Consider the following 19319-nt stretch of genomic DNA (forward strand, 5'->3'; position numbering starts at 1 on the left):
CGCGAAAGACTATCTGGCGAGCAACTTCCCAAAGAATGGCGACAGCAGAGAGTTGCGCGGCTTCTTCGCCTCGGCACGGCCGGTCAAGCGCTGGGCGATCTGCAGGAACAGCTCGGTCACCTTGTGCTTCGATGCGATCTCTTCGATCATCTGGCCGTTGTTCGAGGCGAGACCGAACAGCTGCGGCTCGAACGGAATGATCGCCACCGGTTCGCTCTCGATCGCTCTCGAGAATTCTCCGATCTTGATCTCCGGCCGCTTCGGCACGCCGACTTGGTTGACGCAATACAGCGGCGCGCGGTCGTTCGGCCGCGCCGCCTTGAGCAGATCGAACAGGTTCTTGGTGTTGCGCAGGTTCGCCAGGTCCGGCGCCGCGACGATCAGGATGTCATCGGCGGCCACCAGCGCGCGCTTGGTCCAGCCGGACCACTGGTGCGGCACATCGAGCACGATGCACGGCACCGATGAGCGCAGGGTATCGAACACGGAGTCGAACGCCTCGGCCCCGAAGTCGTAGACGCGGTCGAGCGTCGCCGGGGCCGCCAGCAAACTGAGATGATCGGTGCATTTCGAAAGCAGGCGGTCGATGAACGCCGTGTCGATCCGGTCCGGCGAGAACACCGCATCGGCGATGCCCTGCACCGGGTCTTGATTGTAGTCGAGCCCTGCGGTGCCGAACGCGAGATCCAGATCGACCACCACGGAATCGAGCGACAGGTCGCGAGCGATGGCCCAAGCGATGTTGTGGGCGATCGTCGATGCGCCGACGCCGCCCTTGGCGCCGGTCACCGCGATCAGTCGGCCCACCGGCTTGGCCTCAGGCGTCGAGAACAGGCCGCATATGGCGCGAACGAGATCGATCGGCGCCACCGGAGCGATCACATAATCGCTGACCCCGCGGCGAACCAACTCACGGTAAAGCATGACATCATTCATGCGTCCGACGACGATGACGCGGGTGCCGGCGTCGCAAACCGTAGCCAGTTGATCGAGGCCTGCAAGGATATCCCCGCGGCCTTCCGTCTCCAGAATGATCACATTCGGCGTCGGAGCGTTGCGATAGGCTTCGATCGCCGCCGTCATGCCGCCCATCTGGATCTTCAGATGCGCTTTCGCCAGCCGCCGATCCTCACCGGCCGACTGGACCGACGCAGCCGTCTCAACCGTCTCGCAAAAGGCCTGCACGGACACGCGCGGCGACGGCGCGATATGCTCCTCGCCAGCCGCCGTTGTTCCGGTGCCATCCGCCTCGTTGGTTTGTCGCGCGTAATTAATCATTTGCCGACGTCACTGATCTTGCCGCGTTCCACATCAGGATACTGCGTGGTTGTCGAATCGCCCTTCGCGTACTTGCCGAGCACGGTGGTCCGCCGCGCGGTGTAGCCCGGCGATTCGGGGCGTGGTTGCACGAGATCGGCCGGATTGGCGACCATCGCCGCCAGGTTGCGCTGGGACGCGCAACCGAGATTCCAGTATGGCCGGTTGTTCTGATAGATATCGTTCTTGAACGAAGGCCCGAGATCTTCCGGCCAGAGCCCGCACGGGCCGGCATCGGCGGTGACGCGCGGATAGCTGAGCTTGATGGTCGCAAACTGCCGCGGATCAGCCGGCGTATAACGGCGCACGCTGACGCCACGCGATGGAATTCCCGCCGAGGCGACGATGGACTGGATGTCGTGCAGCGACTGCTGCGCCGCCCGGGCATTCGGCGTCGCCGTTGGCACCTCGACCACCAGCGGGCCGGTGCCCTCCTGCATCCACGCCTGGGCATAGGCCATGACGTCGGTCCGCTGCGGCGCGGTCAACCCGCCACGGCCGGTGCCGACGAATACCTCGATCGTACGATCCGCCTCCTGCACGACGATCGGATGCCGCTGGCGATAGTCGGTCGGAATGCCACCGGTCACCACCTCTTCCTTCGTGTGCGTGCAGGCGCCGAGCGCCACTGCCAGAAGCAGAGCCGGCAGCCATCGCCCGCCATGGACCGCAACGGCCGGGACAAATGTGAAACGTATCATGCGCGTGCCCTTGCCGCCTAATCCGTGATGAAACCAAAGACGTTCCGGCGCTGCCTCACCGGATCGACATGCGCCGGCACGCCATAGATCCGATTGATCGCACCGGTCATGACCGACGATGGATCGGACGAGTCGACGAATCCATCATCCGGCCGCGAAAGATCCTTCTGCGCGACGGCGCGCACCACGTAAGGCGTCACCAGCACCATCAGTTCGGTCTGACGGTTGACGTAGTCGCGGCTCTTGAACAGCGTACCGAGCACCGGCAGCTGCATCAGGCCGGGCAAGCCGTTCAGCGCGACCCGGGTCTGCTCCTGGATCAAGCCTGCCATGGCAAGCGAGCCACCGGACGGAATCTCCACCGTCGTATCGGCGCGACGGGTCCGGATCGAGGGAATCGTCAGCGTGTTCGTCGTCGTCTGGCTGACGGCCTGGGCGAGTTGCAGGGAATTGTCGGAGGAGAGCTCCGACACTTCCGTCATCACCCGCAGGCTGATCCGCCCTTCGGTCAGCACGACCGGCGTGAAATTCAACGTGATGCCGAACTTCTTGAAATCGACCTGGGTCGAACAGCTGCGCGTCACCGGATCGCAGGTATAGCCTTTCGGGATCGGAAACTCGCCGCCTGCGACGAATGCTGCGGCCTCGCCGGAAATGGCCGTGAGATTCGGTTCGGCCAGGGTTCGCACCACGCCGGCACGCTCCATCGCCCGGACCGTCGCATTGACGGACTTGAACTGGCCGGTGATCGCATTCGAATCGACCAATGCCTTGCCGTTCACCGAGAACGGGTTCGCATTGTTGAAGTTCACCACCGACGTTCCGATGTTCAGCGAGCCGCTGAGATCGATGCCGAGCTGCTTGATGACGTCGCGTTGCACTTCCGCAACCGTCACCTTCAGCATCACCTGATCGCGGCCGCGCACGACGATACCGTTGACGACCTTGGCTGGATCGCCCACCAGTCGTCCGGCAAGGTCGGCAGCCTGCTGCGCATCGACCGGGCTGTTCACGACGCCGGACAGCACCACGCCGTCGCCGACGCCTTCGATGCTAATGTCCGCGTTCGGCATAGCCTGCTTCAACGCCGCGCGAACGCCGTTCAGGTCGCGCGTCACGGCGATGTCGTAGGCGGCGATCTGCTGCCCCTCACTATCGAAGAAGAAGATGTTGGTCTGACCGACCGCGGCACCGATGATATAGGCGCGTTGCGCCGAGCGGACCACGGCGTTGGCGATCTTCGGATCGGCGACCAGAACGTCTTTGATCTCGCGCGGCAGGTCGATCACCACCGATTTGCCGATGCCGAGCGGCAGGAAGCGCGTGGCGCCCTGGATCGGCGCCGGCGAACCGGCCCGGTAATCGCTGGCGATCGCCGGGGAATTGGCCGGTGTCAGCGCCACGACCGCCATGGCCATGAACGACAACGCGCAGACCGCCTGCGCCAGTTGCGAGCGGAGCGTCAACCGCCGAGTCATCCCACCCATCCCCTCGATCACTTCTGGCTCGTCGTTGTTGTCGAGACGCCGAACCGGACAATGTTAATCGTGTCGCGCCGGCTGCTACGCTCTTCCACGTTTGCCGACGGTGCATTGGCATCGACCAGGCTGCGCAGCGCCAGCGACAGTGTTCCGCTTTGCCGGGCGCGCGCCAGCGCTTCCGCCTGTTGCGGCGCCAGTTCGAGCGTCGCCGTGCGCCCGACCACAACCTTCTGTCCGTTCTTTTCCTCGACCGTCTGGTCGATGGCGAGAACGCGAACGTTGCTCAGGATGATCTCCGAGTTGACCACCTCGGCGGCGCCGGAGGTCCGGTCGGGATTGCGCTCGCGGCGCGACAGAATCACGTCGACGCGATCATTGGGCAGGATGAAGCCGCCGGCTCCAGTTTCCGGCGAAATCTCCGTGGAGATCGCCCGCATCCCCGACGGCAGGATCGCCGCCATGAAACCCGAACCGTTGCCCTTGACCAGCTTGACCTCGCGAATGGGTTCACCTGCGAAGAACGGCGAGCGCGCGATCGACCCGGTGAGATCGGTGATGGCGTTTCCTTGTTGATCGCGCCGGATAAAGCTCGGGCTGATGGTGCCCGCCGGCCAGCTCTGCCACTGCAGGTCGTCAGGTTTTACGGCCTGTCCAAGCGGAATGTCTGATCGCGCCACCAGCACATCAATCGTGTCGAGCTTGGCGACAGGTGCCTGCAGCACAGGTTTTGGATCAGAGCCGCTGGCGAGGTACGCGGCGATACCACCCGCACCGATCGCGATGGCCAGAACTGTGACACGGGCGGCATTCATACGCTTCACTTTCCACATGACGCTGCGGCGCATCCGCCGTCATGGGATTTGACCAGCTAAAGGTCAAAGCATGGTTAATGAGGCGTATCTAAATCGCGTTAACGAAACCTTCCGGCAGATTCCAAGGCCGCGGAACCCGTTGAATCCCCGGCGGATCCTGGGCCCTAACCGATGAAGTGGCTGATATCGATCGCCTTGATCCACTCGGTTTCCGGGTAGATTAGCAGCGCGCCGGCCGCGAGCGCGATTCCATAAGGCACGCCGCTCGTGCGGTCGTGCAGGCGATGCGCCCATGCCTGCGACAGCAGGGGCTTGGGCAGTGGCCAGGTTCGGAATTGCAGGATCAGCAGCGTCAGCACACCGCCTGCGACCGCCGCATAGGCGAGATAGACCATCAGATAGTCGAAGCCGAACCAGAGCGCGGTGGCAGCCGCCAGCTTCGCATCGCCTCCGCCGATCCAGCCGAACGCGAAACAGATGAAGGCCACGACCAGCACGAGCCCGCCCGCGGCGAGGTGCATCGCCACCGTTTCGAGGCTCATCCCGCCGAAGATCGCAAGCAACGCGAAGCCCGCCACCAGAAGCAGCGAAATTCTGTTCGAGATCGTCATCGTGAACAGGTCACTGACCGCGGCAAACACCATCAACGCGGGAAAGAGCATCAGCCGGACGATATCGAGGGTCATGGCTGTTCACCAGAGAGAAGATCGCGGCCTCAGCGGGCAGCATTGACCGGCAACTCTTAAAGGGCAGCTTAGCTGCGATTTGTGAATAATCGTAAAATCATCAGCCACAGGCGCGCTGCAGCCGCCAAACGCGTATCGCGCCTCACGAAAAGAAGAAAGGCCTCCGGATATTCTCACGGAGGCCCCGAAGCACTTTGCCGCTTAGCGGAGCGATGTAGTGATGCTCGTGAACTTGTTGGAGATCGCGGTGCCGAGCGTGTTGACCGCGGTGATGATCGCGATGCCGATGCCGGCGGCGATCAGCGCGTACTCGATCGCAGTCGCACCGGACTCATCCTTCGCGAACCGAGCGAGAAGATTCTTCATGGGTAACTCCATCTGAACACTGGGGCTGTCGAATTCTTGTTTGACCTCACCCGGAGTGTCCCCCGGCGACCCGGCCATGACGCAACCCTACTGTTCGAGACTTGCAGCGCAGTTAATTCGATTGCAGAAAGTTCGGGTCGCCGCGACCTTCGCGACGAGGGTTAGCGAAGCGTTAGCGAAATCCATAAAAGTGCCGGCATCCCGCCGCTACCCATAATCGCTATTCGGCAACCGAAGGCCCGCGCATTTAGGAGGGCCTTAAATATTAAGCCCGTATGAATCCATTGGCAGCGGAGACCAAAATGATCGAGACGATTCTCGGCCTTGTCCAAGTGATCGGGGAGACCTTATTGAAGGTCATCCCGTCTACGATTGTGCTCGCCATCGTTTTCACCGTTCTTAACCACTTTTGGGCCTGCAATCCCGGCCTACCATGGTGGCGCAAGCGCGAACTCGTCACCGACATCGTCTACTGGTTCTTCATTCCGACGCTTGGCCGGATGGTACGCATCGGCTCGCTGGTGATCGGCGCCGGACTGATCTTCAACGTCCACGGCGAAGAGCAGATCATCGCCTTCTTCGAAAATGGCTTCGGGCCGCTTTCGAAACTGCCATTGTGGTTGCAGGCCGTCCTGTTCCTGGTGGTGTCGGACTTCGCACTTTACTGGATTCACCGGACCTTCCACGACACGACGCTCTGGCGCTATCATGCCATTCATCACTCCTCGGAAGACGTCGACTGGATCTCGGCCGCGCGCTTTCATCCCGTGAACCTGCTGCTCGGCACCGTACTGGTCGACGTCGTGTTGCTGCTGGCCGGCATCTCGCCGAACGTGATGATCTGGCTCGGTCCGTTCAATATCTTCTACTCCGCGTTCGTTCACGCCAACCTGAACTGGACGCTCGGTCCGCTCAAATACGTCGTCGCCACACCCGTTTTCCACCGCTGGCATCACACGGGTCTGCAGGAAGGTGGCAACACCAACTTCGCTTCGACCTTCCCGATCTGGGACATCATATTCGGCACGTTCTATATGCCGGTAGGCAAGCTGCCTGCAGCATATGGCGCCGACGATCCGACCATGCCTTCCAGCTTCTCGGGCCAGCTCGTACACCCCCTGCGCCAACAGCGATTCGAGCCTGCCGAATAGACCCCCATTTGCAGTTCATTCATCAATTAACGGCAGATTCAGCACACGGGCGCCGGCACCGCGTTTCCAGAGCCGGCATGTTACGCGTCCCGGAGTAAGAGTATGTTGGCGTCGTTTCCGCGCAGCGCGTTGCGCATCATCGATATTGCAAGAGCGGCCGCCTTCGGCCTCGCCGTTATTCTGAGTTCGTCACACGCCTCGGCACTGGAAGCGATTGCCGTCGCCGTCGACCAGGCCAAGCTGATCAAGCTGCCGGAGAAGGTGGCTACCATCGTCGTCGGAAACCCGCTGATCGCTGACGTTTCCCTGCAACCTGGCGGCATGATGGTGGTGACGGGCAAAGGCTACGGCTCGACCAACGTGATGGTGCTCGACCGACGCGGCGACGTTCTCGTAGACCGGACCATCCAGGTCGAAGCCCCTAACGACAAGCTGGTGACGGTCTATCGCGGCGTCGAGCGCGAGTCCTATAGCTGCACGCCCACCTGCCAGAGACGCGTCATGCTCGGCGACTCGCCCACCTACTTCAACGCAACCATTGGACAAAGCGGCTCGCTCGCCAATCAAGCCGCGGGGCTTGCCGCCGCCGAGAAAAGGGAATAGCGCGCAGGCTGGAATAGCGTTACCAGCCGGTTAACGCGGCGGGCAGGATTGTTGGAATCCGGCGCAAGAATTCAACAATGTCTCCCATGTACTGTGGGCGGTAACGTTCTCCTGCCTTCAGGACCTGCCCAGTGCGCTCCCGCGTCTCCCCGACCCTTATGCTTGCGTGTGCGCTGCGACGCATCCGCAAAGATCGCGACGGCTCCGCCGCCGTTCAGTTCGCACTGATCGGAATTCCATTCCTGATGACGCTGTTTGCGATCTTTGAGATTGCATTGGCGTTCTTCGCGAACCAGGCTCTGGAAACTGCGGTCCAGGACTCCGCCCGGCAGATCATGACGGGGCAGGTTCAGATGGCGGGCAAGAGCGCGGCACAGTTCAAAAGTGACATGTGCCAGCGTGTCGCAACGTTGTTCAATTGCGACGCCGTCGATATCGACGTCAAAAGTTACCCGACATTCGCGGCGGTCGATGTCAATCGTCCTGTCGATTCATCCGGCAACTACATCCAGCAGTCGCGCTTCGAACCAGGCAGCGCCGGCAACATCGTTGTCGTGCGCGCCACCTATCGTTGGCCGCTGTTTGTGACCGGGCTCGGCTTCAGCCTCGGCGATGTCGATGGAAACACCAAACGTCTTCTCGTCGCGACCGCGGCGTTCCGCAACGAGCCCGGACCGTTCTAAGATGATCTCAAGAGCACTCCTCTGGCGTTTCCGGGCTTCACCGTTGCCTCGGATGGCCCGCGACGATCGCGGCGCAGCCGCCGTCGAATTCGCGATCATCGCGCCGCTCATGCTGACGCTCGTCTTCGGCACGGCGGAAGTCTCAACCGCGGTCTCGATCGACCGCAAGGTCGTGCAGACGGCGCGCTCGCTATCAGATCTGGTCGCGCAGTCGATGGTGATCAACGACGCGGACATGACCAACATCTTCAATGCCGCATCGGCGATCATGACGCCCTATTCGACGACGCCGCTTCGCATCAAGGTGTCCGCGATCAACATCGATGCCAACGGGGTTGCGAAGGTAGGCTGGAGCCAGGCCTCCAACGACACGGCCCGCACTGTCGGCTCCACCGTGACGCTTCCAACTGCGCTCGCCATGCCGAACTCGCAGTTGATCTGGAGCGAGATCGCCTATGACTACACGCCCCCGGTGGCTTACGTCGTGACTGGACCGCTGAAGCTGTCGGACCAGTTCTTTGCCCGACCACGCCAGTCGACCACCGTCTGTTGGAATTCATGCTGAGCGATTAATCGCCATAAAAAACGCGATCCGGATCACCGGATCGCGTTTCTCGTTGCAAGCACCCAGACGCCGAACCTCTTCTCCAGCCCGGACGGAGCAGCCGCTCAGCGGCGGCGGAACTGCTGATTGCCCCGCGGCGGCCCCGGCGGGCGCGGTGCGGAGCTCCGCTCATCCTTGTGGCGGAAGATCAACCGCCCCTTCTCGAGATCGTAAGGCGACATCTCGACCGTCACCCGATCGCCGGCCAGCGTCTTGATGCGGTTCTTCTTCATCTTGCCGGCCGTATAGGCGACGATCTCGTGCCCAGCATCGAGCTGGACACGGTAGCGGGCATCAGGAAGGATCTCGGTAACGAGTCCTTCGAATTGGATCAGTTCTTCCTTGGCCATCGTTGTCTCCGAATCGATTTGTACTTTAACGCTGCGGACGCCGGGAGTCGCGATGACGTCCCTGCACCGATTTGGGTGACTGCCGCTGCTCCTGCGGCCGCGCAGGACGGCTGTCCCGCGTCATGAAGGCGATGCCGCCCATTCCGCTCTGGACGACCGCAGCCGCCTCGGCATGAGGGCGTTGCACGGGCTTGCGGCGGCGACGACGACCCTTGGCGCCTGTCGGGCCATTGCCATTGGCGGAATGATGACCCGCAGGCTGGCCGTTGGGGCGCCCTCCGGCTGCCGGACCGTTGCCGGAACGACCGTAGCTCACAGGACCATTGGCCTCTTGACCATGCACCGTCTGCGGCCGGCCCTGCTGCGCCCGCCGCCCGCGATGATCGCGGGTATCGCCGGTACGCTCCGCATGGGTGCGGGTGTCGCCGGTGCGCTGATCCTCGCGCGGCAGCGATTGCTTGATCAGCCGTTCGATATCGCGCAGGTAGGCCATCTCGTCGGCATCGACCAGCGAGATCGCGACGCCGTCGGCGCCGGCGCGCGCGGTGCGGCCGATGCGATGGACGTAGGTTTCCGGCACGTTCGGCAGGTCGAAGTTCACCACATGGCTGACGCCGTCGACATCGATGCCGCGGGCGGCGATATCAGTCGCCACCAGGGTCCGGATTTCGCCCGAGCGGAATGCCGCAAGCGTCCGCTCGCGATGGTTCTGCGACTTGTTGCCGTGGATCGCCTGTGCCGCGATGTCCACCTTGGCGAGGCTCTTCACCACCTTGTCGGCACCATGCTTGGTGCGGGTGAACACCAGCGCGCGATCCACCGGCTCGGCCTTCAGGAGCTTCGCCAGCAGCGTCGGCTTGGCGCCCCGATCGACCTGGATGATCCGCTGAGCGACGCGCTCGGCGGTCGAGGACACCGGTGTCACGGCAACGCGCGCCGGATCGCGCAGCATATCCTGGGCGAGTTCGGCAATCGCCTTCGGCATCGTTGCCGAGAAGAACAGCGTCTGCCGCTCGACCGGCAGCTTGGCGACGATTTTACGGATGTCGTTGATGAAACCCATATCGAGCATGCGGTCAGCTTCGTCGAGCACCAGGAATTCCACCTGGTTGAGCTTCAACGCATTGCCGCGCACGAGATCGAGCAGGCGCCCCGGTGTCGCCACCAGGATATCGACGCCGGGCATCACCGCACGAACCTGGCGGCCCATCGGCACGCCGCCGATGGCGAGCGTCGAATTCAGGCGGAGATGGCGTCCGTAAGCCTGGAAGCTGTCGAGGATCTGGCCCGACAGTTCGCGCGTCGGCGAGAGCACCAGCACGCGGCAGCTCTTCGGTGCGGTCTGCTTCCGCGGATGGATCAGCCGATGCAGGATCGGCAGCGCGAACGAGGCCGTCTTGCCCGTGCCGGTCTGGGCGATGCCGACGACATCGCGTCCGGTCAGCGCGATCGGAATGGTTTGAGCCTGGATGGGTGTTGGAGTGACGTAGTTCTCTTCCCGAAGGGCCAGAGAAATGGGATCGGCAAGGCCGAAATCCGAAAAGGAAGTCAAAAGGGTTCTTTCTATGAGTCAACACGGGCGCCGTCGCGGTTTGCGGCCGGCGCGAGCGAAGCATCGATGATGCTCGCGTGTTTGGAGCATCTGCTTGTTAGCTAAAAGGCGGGCCAGACACCAGCGGAGCCAGATGACGGCATCAACGGATCAGAACACGCAGCCCACGGCGACCGGATCAAATCGCGGTCGAACCATCATATGCGCCACGGATGCGTTCCTTTCAAGGCGAATGACGCGAAAAATTGGAACCGTCCCAATCCGGACATTGTGCCGGCGGACCATCCACGCTCTTGGCAATCCACAGAGGCCTCCATGGCAAAAGCGATCTCGAAAGCGGTCTCCTTGTGCGCCGTCCTGGCCCTGTCGGCGCTGATGGCCGCCCCGGCCGATGCTTTTGGTGGTGGTGGACGGGGTCAACGGCGGGCGGCAAACGCGGACAAGACCGAAAATACTCAGAAAGCGAGCAAGGAACGAGAAGACGCCTACAAGAACGCCCTCAAGAGCATTCCCGACGCGAAACAGGACAAAGACCCTTGGAAGGATGCCCGCTAGCGCTCCTGCACTAAAATTATACAAACTCAGAATTTTGCCTATTTTTTGATCAGAAAGCTCGTTTCCACCGCAGCCGCATTGCTCACGGTATGAGCAGACAAATCCTGCCACGAAGCGGTATTGCGTTAATTTGTGCAGCAAAATCAATAAGTTATTCCAGTGCACAACGATGGCACAGTTCTTGCGATTCCTTTGACGCTAGCGGCCGCGGGGCCGTTTCGCAGCGACTTTCAGTCTGCGTCAGGGAGAGACCATCGCATGTTGACTCAATTGACCACAGCCCTTGCCCGGCCGCTCGGCCGCCGCAGGATGCTGGCGACCGCCGCGGGCCTCGCGCTCGGCCTGGCGTTCGGCAACGCCGCACACGCCCAGGACACGATCAAGGTCGGCGTCCTGCATTCACTGTCGGGCACCATGGCGATCAGCGAAACCACGCTGAAGGACACCATCCTGTTTCTGATCGACGAGCAGAACAAGAAGGGTGGCGTGCTGGGCAAGAAGCTCGAGGCGGTGGTGGTCGACCCGGCTTCGAACTGGCCGCTGTTTGCCGAGAAGGCCCGCGAGCTGATCACCAAGGACAAGGTCGCGGTCGTGTTCGGCTGCTGGACCTCGGTCTCGCGCAAGTCGGTGCTGCCGGTGTTCAAGGAGCTGAACTCGATCCTGTTCTACCCCGTGCAATACGAGGGTGAGGAATCCGAGCGCAACGTGTTCTACACCGGCGCTGCGCCGAACCAGCAAGCGATCCCGGCGGTCGATTACCTGATGAAGGAAGAGAAGGTGGAACGCTGGGTGCTCGCCGGCACCGACTACGTCTATCCGCGCACCACGAACAAGATCCTGGAAGCCTACTTGAAGTCCAAGGGCGTCAAGCAGGACGACATCATGATCAACTACACGCCGTTCGGCCACTCCGATTGGCAGACGATCGTCGCCGACATCAAGAAGTTCGGCTCGGCAGGCAAGAAGACGGCCGTGGTCTCCACCATCAATGGCGACGCCAACGTGCCGTTCTACAAGGAGCTCGGCAACCAGGGTATCAAGGCCACCGACATTCCGGTCGTCGCCTTCTCGGTCGGCGAAGAAGAGCTGGCTGGCATCGACACCAAGCCATTGGTCGGCCACCTCGCCGCCTGGAATTACTTCCAGTCGATCAAGGACCCGGCGAACGAGGAGTTCATCAAGAAATGGCAGGCCTTCACCAAGAACCCGAAGCGCGTCACCAACGATCCGATGGAGGCGCATGTGATCGGCTTCGACATGTGGGTAAAGGCGGTCGAGAAGGTGAAGTCCACCGATCCTGACAAGGTGATCGACGCATTGCCGGGCATCAAGGCCAAGAACCTGACCGGCGGCGAATCCGAGATGCTGCCGAACCACCACATCACCAAGCCGGTGTTCATCGGCGAGATCAAGCCGGACGGCCAGTTCGACGTGGTGTGGAAGACGCCGGGTCTGGTGGCCGGCGATGCATGGTCAAAGGAGCTGGAAGGCTCGAAGGATCTGGTCGGCGACTGGGTCGGAAAGAAGTGCGGCAACTGGAACACCAAGACCAACAAGTGCGGCGGCCAGGGATCATAGGAGAGACCGAAAGCATCCCTCCTCCTTCGCGAGCTTGTTCACGAGCAATGAAGGGTGGCGGCATCCGCCGCCCTTCTCCAAAAGTAACCTCTGCCGGGGTGGTTCACGTGTTTCATCAGATCTTTCGACGCGCTTGCGCGGCGGCCATCATGTGCCTGCTTGCCGGTGCCCTCATCGCTCCCGCATCCGCAAGCCCTCTCGAGGATGCAACCGCGAAATTCGCCAGCGACTCCTTCTCCGACACTGAATCCGCCGTCAGCGCCATTGCCGCAAGCGGCGATGCCCGCGCACTCCCGATCATCACGGCGCTGCAGGAAGGCCGGCTGCTCGCAGATCCGGCCACCAAGAAAGCCTACATCAAGGAGCGCGACGACAGGATCGTCGACGCTATCACCGGCGCAGCAGTCGCCTCGGTGCCTGCCAGTCTCAGCGCCGTTCGCCTCAACAATCGCCTGCGCCGCAGCGTGGAGGCCGCGCTCGGCGGCTTGACGCTGCTGTCCGCCGATCCGGCACGGCGGCTGCAGGCGGCCCAGTCCGTGTTCAAGTCGCGTGACGCCAATGCGCTCGCGACCATCGAGGGCGCGCTGCCGAAGGAAACCAACGCCAACGTCAAGCGCGCCTTCACCGAAGCCCGCGCGGCAATCCTGCTCGCCAAGGCCGATGCGCCCGAGGCGAGCCGCATCGAAGCCATCGCCACCATTCGCGATCGCGGTGATCAGGACGCGCTGGCCCTGCTGACCAGCGTCGCCAACGATCCCTCCAAGCTGGTGGCGCAAACCGCGCAGTCGGCGATCTCGTCAATCCAGAGTTCGCTTGCGATGTGGTCGGCGGCGCAGAACGCCTGGTACGGCATTTCGCTCGGCTCCGTGCTGCTGCTCGCCGCCATCGGCCTTGCCATCACCTTCGGCGTGATGGGCGTCATCAACATGGCGCATGGCGAGATGGTGATGATCGGCGCCTACACCACCTTTGTCGTGCAGGACATCATCCGCTCCTCCTATCCCGGCCTGTTCGACTACTCGCTGCTGATCGCCGTGCCGCTCGCCTTCCTGGTGGCAGGCGCGATCGGCGTCGCCATGGAGCGCGGCATCATTCGCTTCCTTTACGGGCGCCCGCTGGAAACGCTGCTGGCCACCTGGGGCATCTCGCTGATCCTGCAACAGGCGGTGCGCACCGCGTTCGGCCCGACCAACCGCGAGGTGGGCAACCCTTCGTGGATGAGCGGCGCATTCGAACTCGGCCAGATCACCATCACCTACAACCGCCTCTGGATCGTCGCCTTCACGCTGGCGGTGTTCGCGATCCTGCTGTTGATGCTGCGCTACACCAGCCTTGGGCTGGAGATGCGCGCGGTGACGCAGAATCGGCGCATGGCAGCCTCGATGGGCATCGCCACCTCCCGCGTCGATGCGCTCACCTTCGGCCTCGGCTCGGGCATCGCCGGGATCGCCGGCGTGGCGCTGTCGCAGATCGACAACGTCAGCCCCAACCTCGGCCAGAGCTACATCATCGACAGCTTCATGGTGGTGGTGTTCGGCGGCGTCGGCAATCTGTGGGGCACGCTGGTCGGCGCCTTCACCCTCGGCATCGCCAACAAATTCCTGGAGCCGATCGCAGGCGCCGTCCTCGGCAAGATCGCGATCCTGGTGCTGATCATCCTGTTCATCCAGAAGCGGCCACGCGGCCTGTTCGCACTCAAGGGACGGGCGGTGGAAGCATGATGAACCCACAGCCGCGCCTGATGGCCTCATGGTCCGAGACGCGCCGCTCCGTAGCGCTCCTCACCATGAGGAATACGAGCCATTCCCACAAGCGAGGCCCTCATCCTGAGGAGCGGCCTCCGGCCGCGTCTCGAAGGATGCGAACAATCAGCAAGGCCTGCGCAGCATGACCCATATCCTGATCCGCTCGCTTGACCGCAGCGCCACGATCTTCCTCTTGGTCGTCGCCGCCATCGGCATCGTCGTTCCGCTACTCAACCTGCTGGTCCCGCCGACGTCCGCCTTCCACGTCCCGACCTATATCGTGGCGCTGTTCGGCAAGTATCTCTGCTATGCGCTGCTGGCGCTCTCGATCGACCTGATCTGGGGCTATTGCGGCATCCTTTCGCTCGGCCACGGCGCCTTTTTCGCACTCGGCGGCTATGCGATGGGCATGTACCTGATGCGGCAGATCGGTAACCGAGGCGTTTACGGCAACCCGACCTTGCCCGACTTCATGGTGTTCCTGAACTGGAAGGAGCTGCCCTGGTACTGGCATGGCTTCGACCACTTCTGGTTTGCCGCGCTGATGATTCTTGCCGTACCGGGTCTGCTCGCCTTCGCCTTCGGCTGGCTCGCCTTCCGCTCGCGCGTCACCGGCGTGTATCTGTCGATCATCACCCAGGCGATGACCTATGCGCTGCTGCTCGCCTTCTTTCGCAACGACTTCGGCTTCGGCGGCAACAACGGCCTGACTGATTTCAAGGACATCCTCGGCTTCAGCGTGCAGGCGCAAGGCACCCGCGCGGCGCTGTTCATGCTGAGCGCCCTGGCGCTGATCGCAGGCTTCGTCATCTGTCGCACGATCGTCACCTCCAAGCTCGGCAAGGTACTGATCGCGATCCGCGATGCGGAACCACGCACACGCTTTCTCGGCTACCGCGTCGAATCCTATAAGCTGTTCGTATTCACGCTGTCAGCCTGCATGGCCGGTGTCGCGGGCGCGCTGTATGTGCCGCAAGTGGGCATCATCAATCCGAGCGAGTTCGCGCCGGCCAACTCGATCGAGGCCGTCATCTGGGTGGCGGTCGGCGGCCGTGGCACACTCACCGGCGCGGTGCTCGGCGCGGTGCTCGTCAACTACGCCAAGACCGTGTTCACCTCTGGCGTGCTCGCCCCTTATTGGCTGTTCATGCTCGGGGCGCTGTTCGTGCTGGTGACGCTGCTGATGCCGCGCGGCATCATCGGCACGCTGCAGCAGTGGTGGGCACCATGGCGCGCCCAGCACATTCCGCTCAGGCGCGGGCCCGACGCCACGTCGGCGCAAACCCATCCGGCGGAGTGAGCCTCATGACCGAACGCACCACCAGCGCCCTGCTCTATCTCAACGGTGTGCATGTCGCTTTCGACGGCTTCCGAGCCATCAAGAACCTGTCGCTTGCGATCGAGCCTGGCGAGATGCGCGCCATCATCGGCCCGAACGGTGCCGGTAAGACGACGATGATGGACATCATTACCGGCAAGACCCGCCCCGACGACGGCGAGGTGTTCTTCGACGGCACCGTCGACCTCACCCGGTTGGACGAAACGCAGATCGCCGAGCTCGGCATCGGCCGGAAGTTCCAGAAGCCGACCGTGTTCGAGAGCCAGAGCGTCGAGGACAACCTGCTGCTCGCCTTGAATGTCGATCATCGCGTGCGCAAAACGTTGTTCTGGCGCGAGAGCAGGGCGGAGACCGAGCGGATCGAGCGCGTGCTCGAGACCATCCGCCTGAAGGATGCACGCGATCGTCTCGCCGGCAGCCTGTCGCACGGCCAGAAGCAGTGGCTCGAGATCGGCATGCTGCTGGCCCAGGATCCGAAGCTGCTGCTGGTGGACGAACCGGTCGCCGGCATGACCGACGTGGAAACCCATCAGACCGCCGAGCTCTTGAAAGAGATCAACAGGGACAAGAGCGTGATCGTGGTCGAACACGACATGACGTTCGTGCGCGAGCTCGGCGTGAAGGTGACGTGTCTGCACGAGGGCTCGGTGCTGGCCGAAGGTTCGATCGATCAGGTGTCGTCGAACGAACGCGTCATCGAAGTGTATCTGGGACGATGAAACGCAAGACAGGGCCTCATGGTTCGAGACGCTGATCGCGCTCCTCACCTTGAGGATGACTTTCACAACTGAGGAAGAGTTCACCTCACTCTGAGAGGCCGGCAGGGCCGTCTCGAAGGGTGAGGCGAACGAAAGGTGGATTTATGCTCGACGTCACCAACATCAGCCTCTCTTATGGAGCAGCGCAAGCGCTGCGCGGCGTATCCCTCACCGCCGAACCCGGCCAGGTGACCTGCGTCCTCGGCCGCAACGGCGTCGGCAAGACCAGCCTCCTGCGCGCGCTGGTCGGTCAGCAGCCGATTTCCGGCGGCACCATCGCATTCGACGGCCAGGACATCAGCGCGCTCAAGCCCTACGAACGGGCGCGGCGCGGCATCGGCTTCGTGCCGCAGGGCCGCGAAATCTTCCCGCTGCTGACGGTCGAGGAGAACCTGCGCACCGGCTTCGCGCCGCTCAAGCGCAACGACCGTAGCATTCCGGACGACGTCTTCTCGCTGTTTCCAGTGCTGCAATCGATGCTCGGTCGGCGTGGCGGCGACCTCTCGGGCGGCCAGCAGCAGCAGCTCGCGATCGGACGCGCCCTGGTGATGCGCCCCAAGCTGCTGCTGCTCGACGAACCCACCGAAGGCATTCAGCCGTCGATCATCAAGGACATCGGACGCGCCATCGCCTATCTGCGCAGCCTCGGCAACATCGCCATCGTGCTTGTGGAGCAATATCTCGACTTTGCCTGCGAACTCGGCGACAAGTTCGCGGTGATGGACCGTGGCGCGGTGACCTTCACCTGCGACCGCGCGGATCTGGATCCGAGCGCGATCAGCCGCGCCATGGCGCTTTAAGGATACCGCATCCCAGACCATGACGCCCCAGCGAACTTGGGCGGGATTGGCGAAGCGACGCGGCTCATGCCATCGTCATTCGATGCGAGAGGAGCGATGAAGCAGGCATCAGGCAACCGACCGAATGCAATCGATGTCTTCGCCGCCAACCGTGCCGTGGGCACGGTGGCGTTCGACACCGCGCTGGTCAACGGCATCACCCGACGCCGTGACGTGCGCGAACAAGGCTCGCTGCGCGTGCGCTTTCCCTCGCCGGAGACGCATGCGCTGTCGTCGGTCCTGGTCAACACCGCCGGCGGCGTCGCCGGCGGCGACCGGTTTTCCGTCGCCATCGAAGCCGGTGAAGGCACCGCCGTCACCCTCACTACCGCAGCGGCGGAAAAGATCTATCGCTCCGAGGGCGATGCGGCGGCCATCGATGTGAAGCTGCGGGTGCAAGCCGAAGCCCACCTTGCCTGGTTGCCGCAGGAGACGATCCTGTTCGACCGGGCCAAACTCGCGCGGCGCTTTGATATCGATCTCGCTGACAACGCATCGCTGCTGCTGGCCGAGATCGTTGTTTTCGGCCGCGCCGCCATGAACGAACGAGTGACACGCGGCGCCTATACCGACCGCTGGCGGGTTCGCCGCGATGGCCGGCTGATCTTCGCGGAGACGCTGCAGCTCGACGGAGCCGTCGGTGACAGGCTCGCGCAACGGGCGATCGCCGACGGCGGCAATGCCATCGCCACCGTGCTGATCGTGCCGGGCACCGAGGCCATCGTGGAGCGCATACGAACGGCATCGCCAACCTTTGCAGGCGAAGTCGGCGTTTCGGCGTGGAACGGTTTTGCGCTCGCCCGCTTTTGCGCTAAGGATGCGGCGGCGCTGCGAGCCGACGTGGTGACCGTGCTGGCGCATATCGATGCGAAGGCTCTGCCAAGACTCTGGTTGAGCTGAGGCAGATGAAACCGACAGGGCTGGCGAACTGGACCGACCGATGAATCTGACCCCCCGCGAAAAGGACAAGCTGCTCATCTCCATGGCCGCCATGGTGGCCAGGCGCCGACTCGATCGCGGTGTCAAACTCAATCACCCTGAGGCGATCGCTTTGATCTCCGACTTCATCCTCGAAGGCGCACGCGACGGACGCAGCGTCGCCGACCTGATGCAGGCTGGCGCGCAGGTTCTGACCCGCGCGCAGGTGATGGACGGCATTCCCGAGATGATCCATGACATCCAGGTCGAGGCGACCTTTCCGGACGGCACAAAACTCGTGACCGTGCACGACCCGATCCGCTAAGCTCGCCTCGCCGCAAGCAAGAACAAGACTGAAACAGGAGATTCTTTCATGCTGAGACTGGCTCTCGTGCTGACGCTGCTGCCGACGGCAGCCTTCGCGCACCCCGGCCATGGTGAGACGACCAGCTTCATGGCAGGTCTGCAACACCCGCTATCCGGCCTCGACCATATGACCGTCATGATCGCGGTCGGTCTGCTGGCCGCATTGAAGGGCGGTCGCGCGCTCTGGATCTGGCCCTTGTCGTTCATCGGCGTGATGCTGGTCGGCGGTGCACTCGGTATGGCGCAGGTGCAACTGCCGCTGGTCGAACCGGCGATCCTCGCCTCGGTGGTCGTGCTCGGCCTGCTGGTGGCGTTCGCGATCGACCTACCGGTGGCGCTCGGCGCCGCCATCGTCGGCATCGCCGCATTGTTCCACGGCCATGCCCACGGCATCGAAGCGGCCAACCATGGGGGCCTCGAATACATGGCAGGCTTCACGCTCAGCACCACGGCGCTGCATCTCGTCGGCATCGGCGCGGTACTCGGCCTGCGCTCGGCGCACCTGCAGCCGGTGGTTCGCGTCGCCGGTGCAGCGTGCGCACTGATCGGCGTCGGTCTCGCCTTCGGCGCCGTATGAGATAGCCATGATTCCCGGCGAGCTCTTCATCAAGGACGGCGACATCGTTCTGAACGAGGGCCGCCGGACGGCCACGCTGACGGTCGCCAACACCGGCGACCGTCCCATCCAAGTCGGCTCGCACTACCATTTCTTCGAAACCAATCCGGCACTGAAGTTCGATCGCAAGAAGGCGCGCGGCATGCGGCTGAACATTGCCGCCGGCACCGCCGTCCGCTTCGAGCCGGGGCAAACCCGCGAGGTGACGCTGGTCGCCATCGCCGGCAAGCGCATGATCTACGGCTTCCGCGGCGACGTCATGGGAAAGTTGTGACGCGCGCCGCTCTTCCAAATTTCGC

At 63.0% G+C, this 19319-nt stretch carries 22 protein-coding genes; 14 read left to right on the plus strand and 8 right to left on the minus strand.

Annotated features, from left to right (window positions below):
* Positions 1–9: 9 nt before the first annotated feature.
* The 6 genes from X566_RS06540 to X566_RS24260 form a co-directional block, all read right to left on the minus strand.
* On the minus strand, positions 10–1278 hold the full coding sequence (locus X566_RS06540) for an AAA family ATPase (RefSeq protein ID WP_034464579.1): 1269 nt from the start codon (positions 1276–1278) through the stop codon (positions 10–12).
* The gene (locus X566_RS06545) at positions 1275–2018 is read right to left on the minus strand and encodes a CpaD family pilus assembly protein (RefSeq protein WP_051443915.1); all 744 of its coding nucleotides are present in this window, start codon (positions 2016–2018) and stop codon (positions 1275–1277) included. The genes X566_RS06540 and X566_RS06545 overlap by 4 nt, the downstream gene beginning before the upstream one ends.
* Before the next feature lie 17 nt (positions 2019–2035).
* A complete protein-coding gene (locus X566_RS06550) occupies positions 2036–3496 on the minus strand; it encodes a type II and III secretion system protein family protein (protein WP_034464580.1) in 1461 nt (486 codons plus the stop codon).
* A gap of 17 nt (positions 3497–3513) precedes the next feature.
* A complete protein-coding gene (gene cpaB, locus X566_RS06555; protein WP_034468097.1) occupies positions 3514–4311 on the minus strand; it encodes a Flp pilus assembly protein CpaB in 798 nt (265 codons plus the stop codon).
* A 164-nt stretch (positions 4312–4475) separates the two neighbouring features.
* Positions 4476–4997 carry a prepilin peptidase gene (locus X566_RS06560; protein WP_034464583.1) on the minus strand — a complete coding sequence of 174 codons (522 nt, stop codon included), beginning with the start codon at positions 4995–4997 and terminating at the stop codon, positions 4476–4478.
* Between the two features lie 201 nt (positions 4998–5198).
* The gene (locus tag X566_RS24260) at positions 5199–5363 is read right to left on the minus strand and encodes a Flp family type IVb pilin (RefSeq protein ID WP_081740083.1); all 165 of its coding nucleotides are present in this window, start codon (positions 5361–5363) and stop codon (positions 5199–5201) included.
* 302 nt (positions 5364–5665) lie between these two features.
* On the opposite strand from X566_RS24260, the gene X566_RS06565 reads away from it, so the two are divergent.
* The 4 genes from X566_RS06565 to X566_RS06580 all read left to right on the plus strand — a co-directional run bounded on the left by X566_RS06565 (position 5666) and on the right by X566_RS06580 (position 8365).
* Positions 5666–6514: a sterol desaturase family protein gene (locus X566_RS06565; protein ID WP_034468099.1), complete on the plus strand. Its 849-nt coding sequence runs from the start codon at positions 5666–5668 to the stop codon at positions 6512–6514.
* A 102-nt stretch (positions 6515–6616) separates the two neighbouring features.
* Positions 6617–7117 carry a pilus assembly protein N-terminal domain-containing protein gene (locus X566_RS06570; protein ID WP_081740084.1) on the plus strand — a complete coding sequence of 167 codons (501 nt, stop codon included), beginning with the start codon at positions 6617–6619 and terminating at the stop codon, positions 7115–7117.
* 158 nt (positions 7118–7275) lie between these two features.
* Positions 7276–7800, plus strand: coding sequence for a TadE/TadG family type IV pilus assembly protein (locus tag X566_RS06575; protein ID WP_152539811.1), 525 nt, complete (start codon positions 7276–7278; stop codon positions 7798–7800).
* Between the two features lie 52 nt (positions 7801–7852).
* Positions 7853–8365: a TadE/TadG family type IV pilus assembly protein gene (locus tag X566_RS06580; RefSeq protein WP_051443916.1), complete on the plus strand. Its 513-nt coding sequence runs from the start codon at positions 7853–7855 to the stop codon at positions 8363–8365.
* Positions 8366–8469: 104 nt separating this feature from the next.
* On the opposite strand, the gene infA is transcribed toward X566_RS06580, so the two are convergent.
* Together infA and X566_RS06590 are read right to left on the minus strand one after the other, a co-directional pair.
* Positions 8470–8754 carry a translation initiation factor IF-1 gene (gene infA / locus X566_RS06585; RefSeq protein WP_034464591.1) on the minus strand — a complete coding sequence of 95 codons (285 nt, stop codon included), beginning with the start codon at positions 8752–8754 and terminating at the stop codon, positions 8470–8472.
* A 25-nt stretch (positions 8755–8779) separates the two neighbouring features.
* On the minus strand, positions 8780–10306 hold the full coding sequence (locus tag X566_RS06590) for a DEAD/DEAH box helicase (RefSeq protein ID WP_051443917.1): 1527 nt from the start codon (positions 10304–10306) through the stop codon (positions 8780–8782).
* Positions 10307–10621: 315 nt separating this feature from the next.
* Here X566_RS06590 and X566_RS06595 point away from each other — a divergent pair, with 315 nt between their 5' ends.
* The 10 genes from X566_RS06595 to X566_RS06640 all read left to right on the plus strand — a co-directional run bounded on the left by X566_RS06595 (position 10622) and on the right by X566_RS06640 (position 19294).
* Positions 10622–10861 carry a hypothetical protein gene (locus tag X566_RS06595; RefSeq protein ID WP_034464594.1) on the plus strand — a complete coding sequence of 80 codons (240 nt, stop codon included), beginning with the start codon at positions 10622–10624 and terminating at the stop codon, positions 10859–10861.
* Positions 10862–11119: 258 nt separating this feature from the next.
* Positions 11120–12439, plus strand: a complete 1320-nt coding sequence (urtA, locus tag X566_RS06600; protein WP_034464598.1) for an urea ABC transporter substrate-binding protein — start codon at positions 11120–11122, stop codon at positions 12437–12439.
* A gap of 149 nt (positions 12440–12588) precedes the next feature.
* Positions 12589–14160 carry an urea ABC transporter permease subunit UrtB gene (gene urtB, locus X566_RS06605; protein ID WP_034468104.1) on the plus strand — a complete coding sequence of 524 codons (1572 nt, stop codon included), beginning with the start codon at positions 12589–12591 and terminating at the stop codon, positions 14158–14160.
* Between the two features lie 166 nt (positions 14161–14326).
* Positions 14327–15484, plus strand: coding sequence for an urea ABC transporter permease subunit UrtC (gene urtC, locus X566_RS06610; protein ID WP_051443918.1), 1158 nt, complete (start codon positions 14327–14329; stop codon positions 15482–15484).
* Between the two features lie 5 nt (positions 15485–15489).
* A complete protein-coding gene (gene urtD / locus X566_RS06615; protein ID WP_034464600.1) occupies positions 15490–16242 on the plus strand; it encodes an urea ABC transporter ATP-binding protein UrtD in 753 nt (250 codons plus the stop codon).
* A 143-nt stretch (positions 16243–16385) separates the two neighbouring features.
* Entirely contained in the window at positions 16386–17081 is a 696-nt protein-coding gene (gene urtE, locus X566_RS06620; protein WP_034464602.1) for an urea ABC transporter ATP-binding subunit UrtE, read from the plus strand.
* A gap of 96 nt (positions 17082–17177) precedes the next feature.
* The gene (locus tag X566_RS06625; RefSeq protein ID WP_034464605.1) at positions 17178–18020 is read left to right on the plus strand and encodes an urease accessory protein UreD; all 843 of its coding nucleotides are present in this window, start codon (positions 17178–17180) and stop codon (positions 18018–18020) included.
* Positions 18021–18060: 40 nt separating this feature from the next.
* Complete coding sequence (locus tag X566_RS06630) at positions 18061–18363, plus strand: urease subunit gamma (protein WP_034464607.1); 303 nt, start codon at positions 18061–18063, stop codon at positions 18361–18363.
* Positions 18364–18411: 48 nt separating this feature from the next.
* The gene (locus tag X566_RS06635; protein WP_034464610.1) at positions 18412–18981 is read left to right on the plus strand and encodes a HupE/UreJ family protein; all 570 of its coding nucleotides are present in this window, start codon (positions 18412–18414) and stop codon (positions 18979–18981) included.
* Positions 18982–18988: 7 nt separating this feature from the next.
* Positions 18989–19294, plus strand: coding sequence for an urease subunit beta (locus tag X566_RS06640; protein ID WP_034464613.1), 306 nt, complete (start codon positions 18989–18991; stop codon positions 19292–19294).
* The last annotated feature ends 25 nt before the right edge of the window (positions 19295–19319 follow it).

Source organism: Afipia sp. P52-10, from assembly GCF_000516555.1.
Taxonomy (GTDB): Bacteria; Pseudomonadota; Alphaproteobacteria; order Rhizobiales; family Xanthobacteraceae; genus P52-10.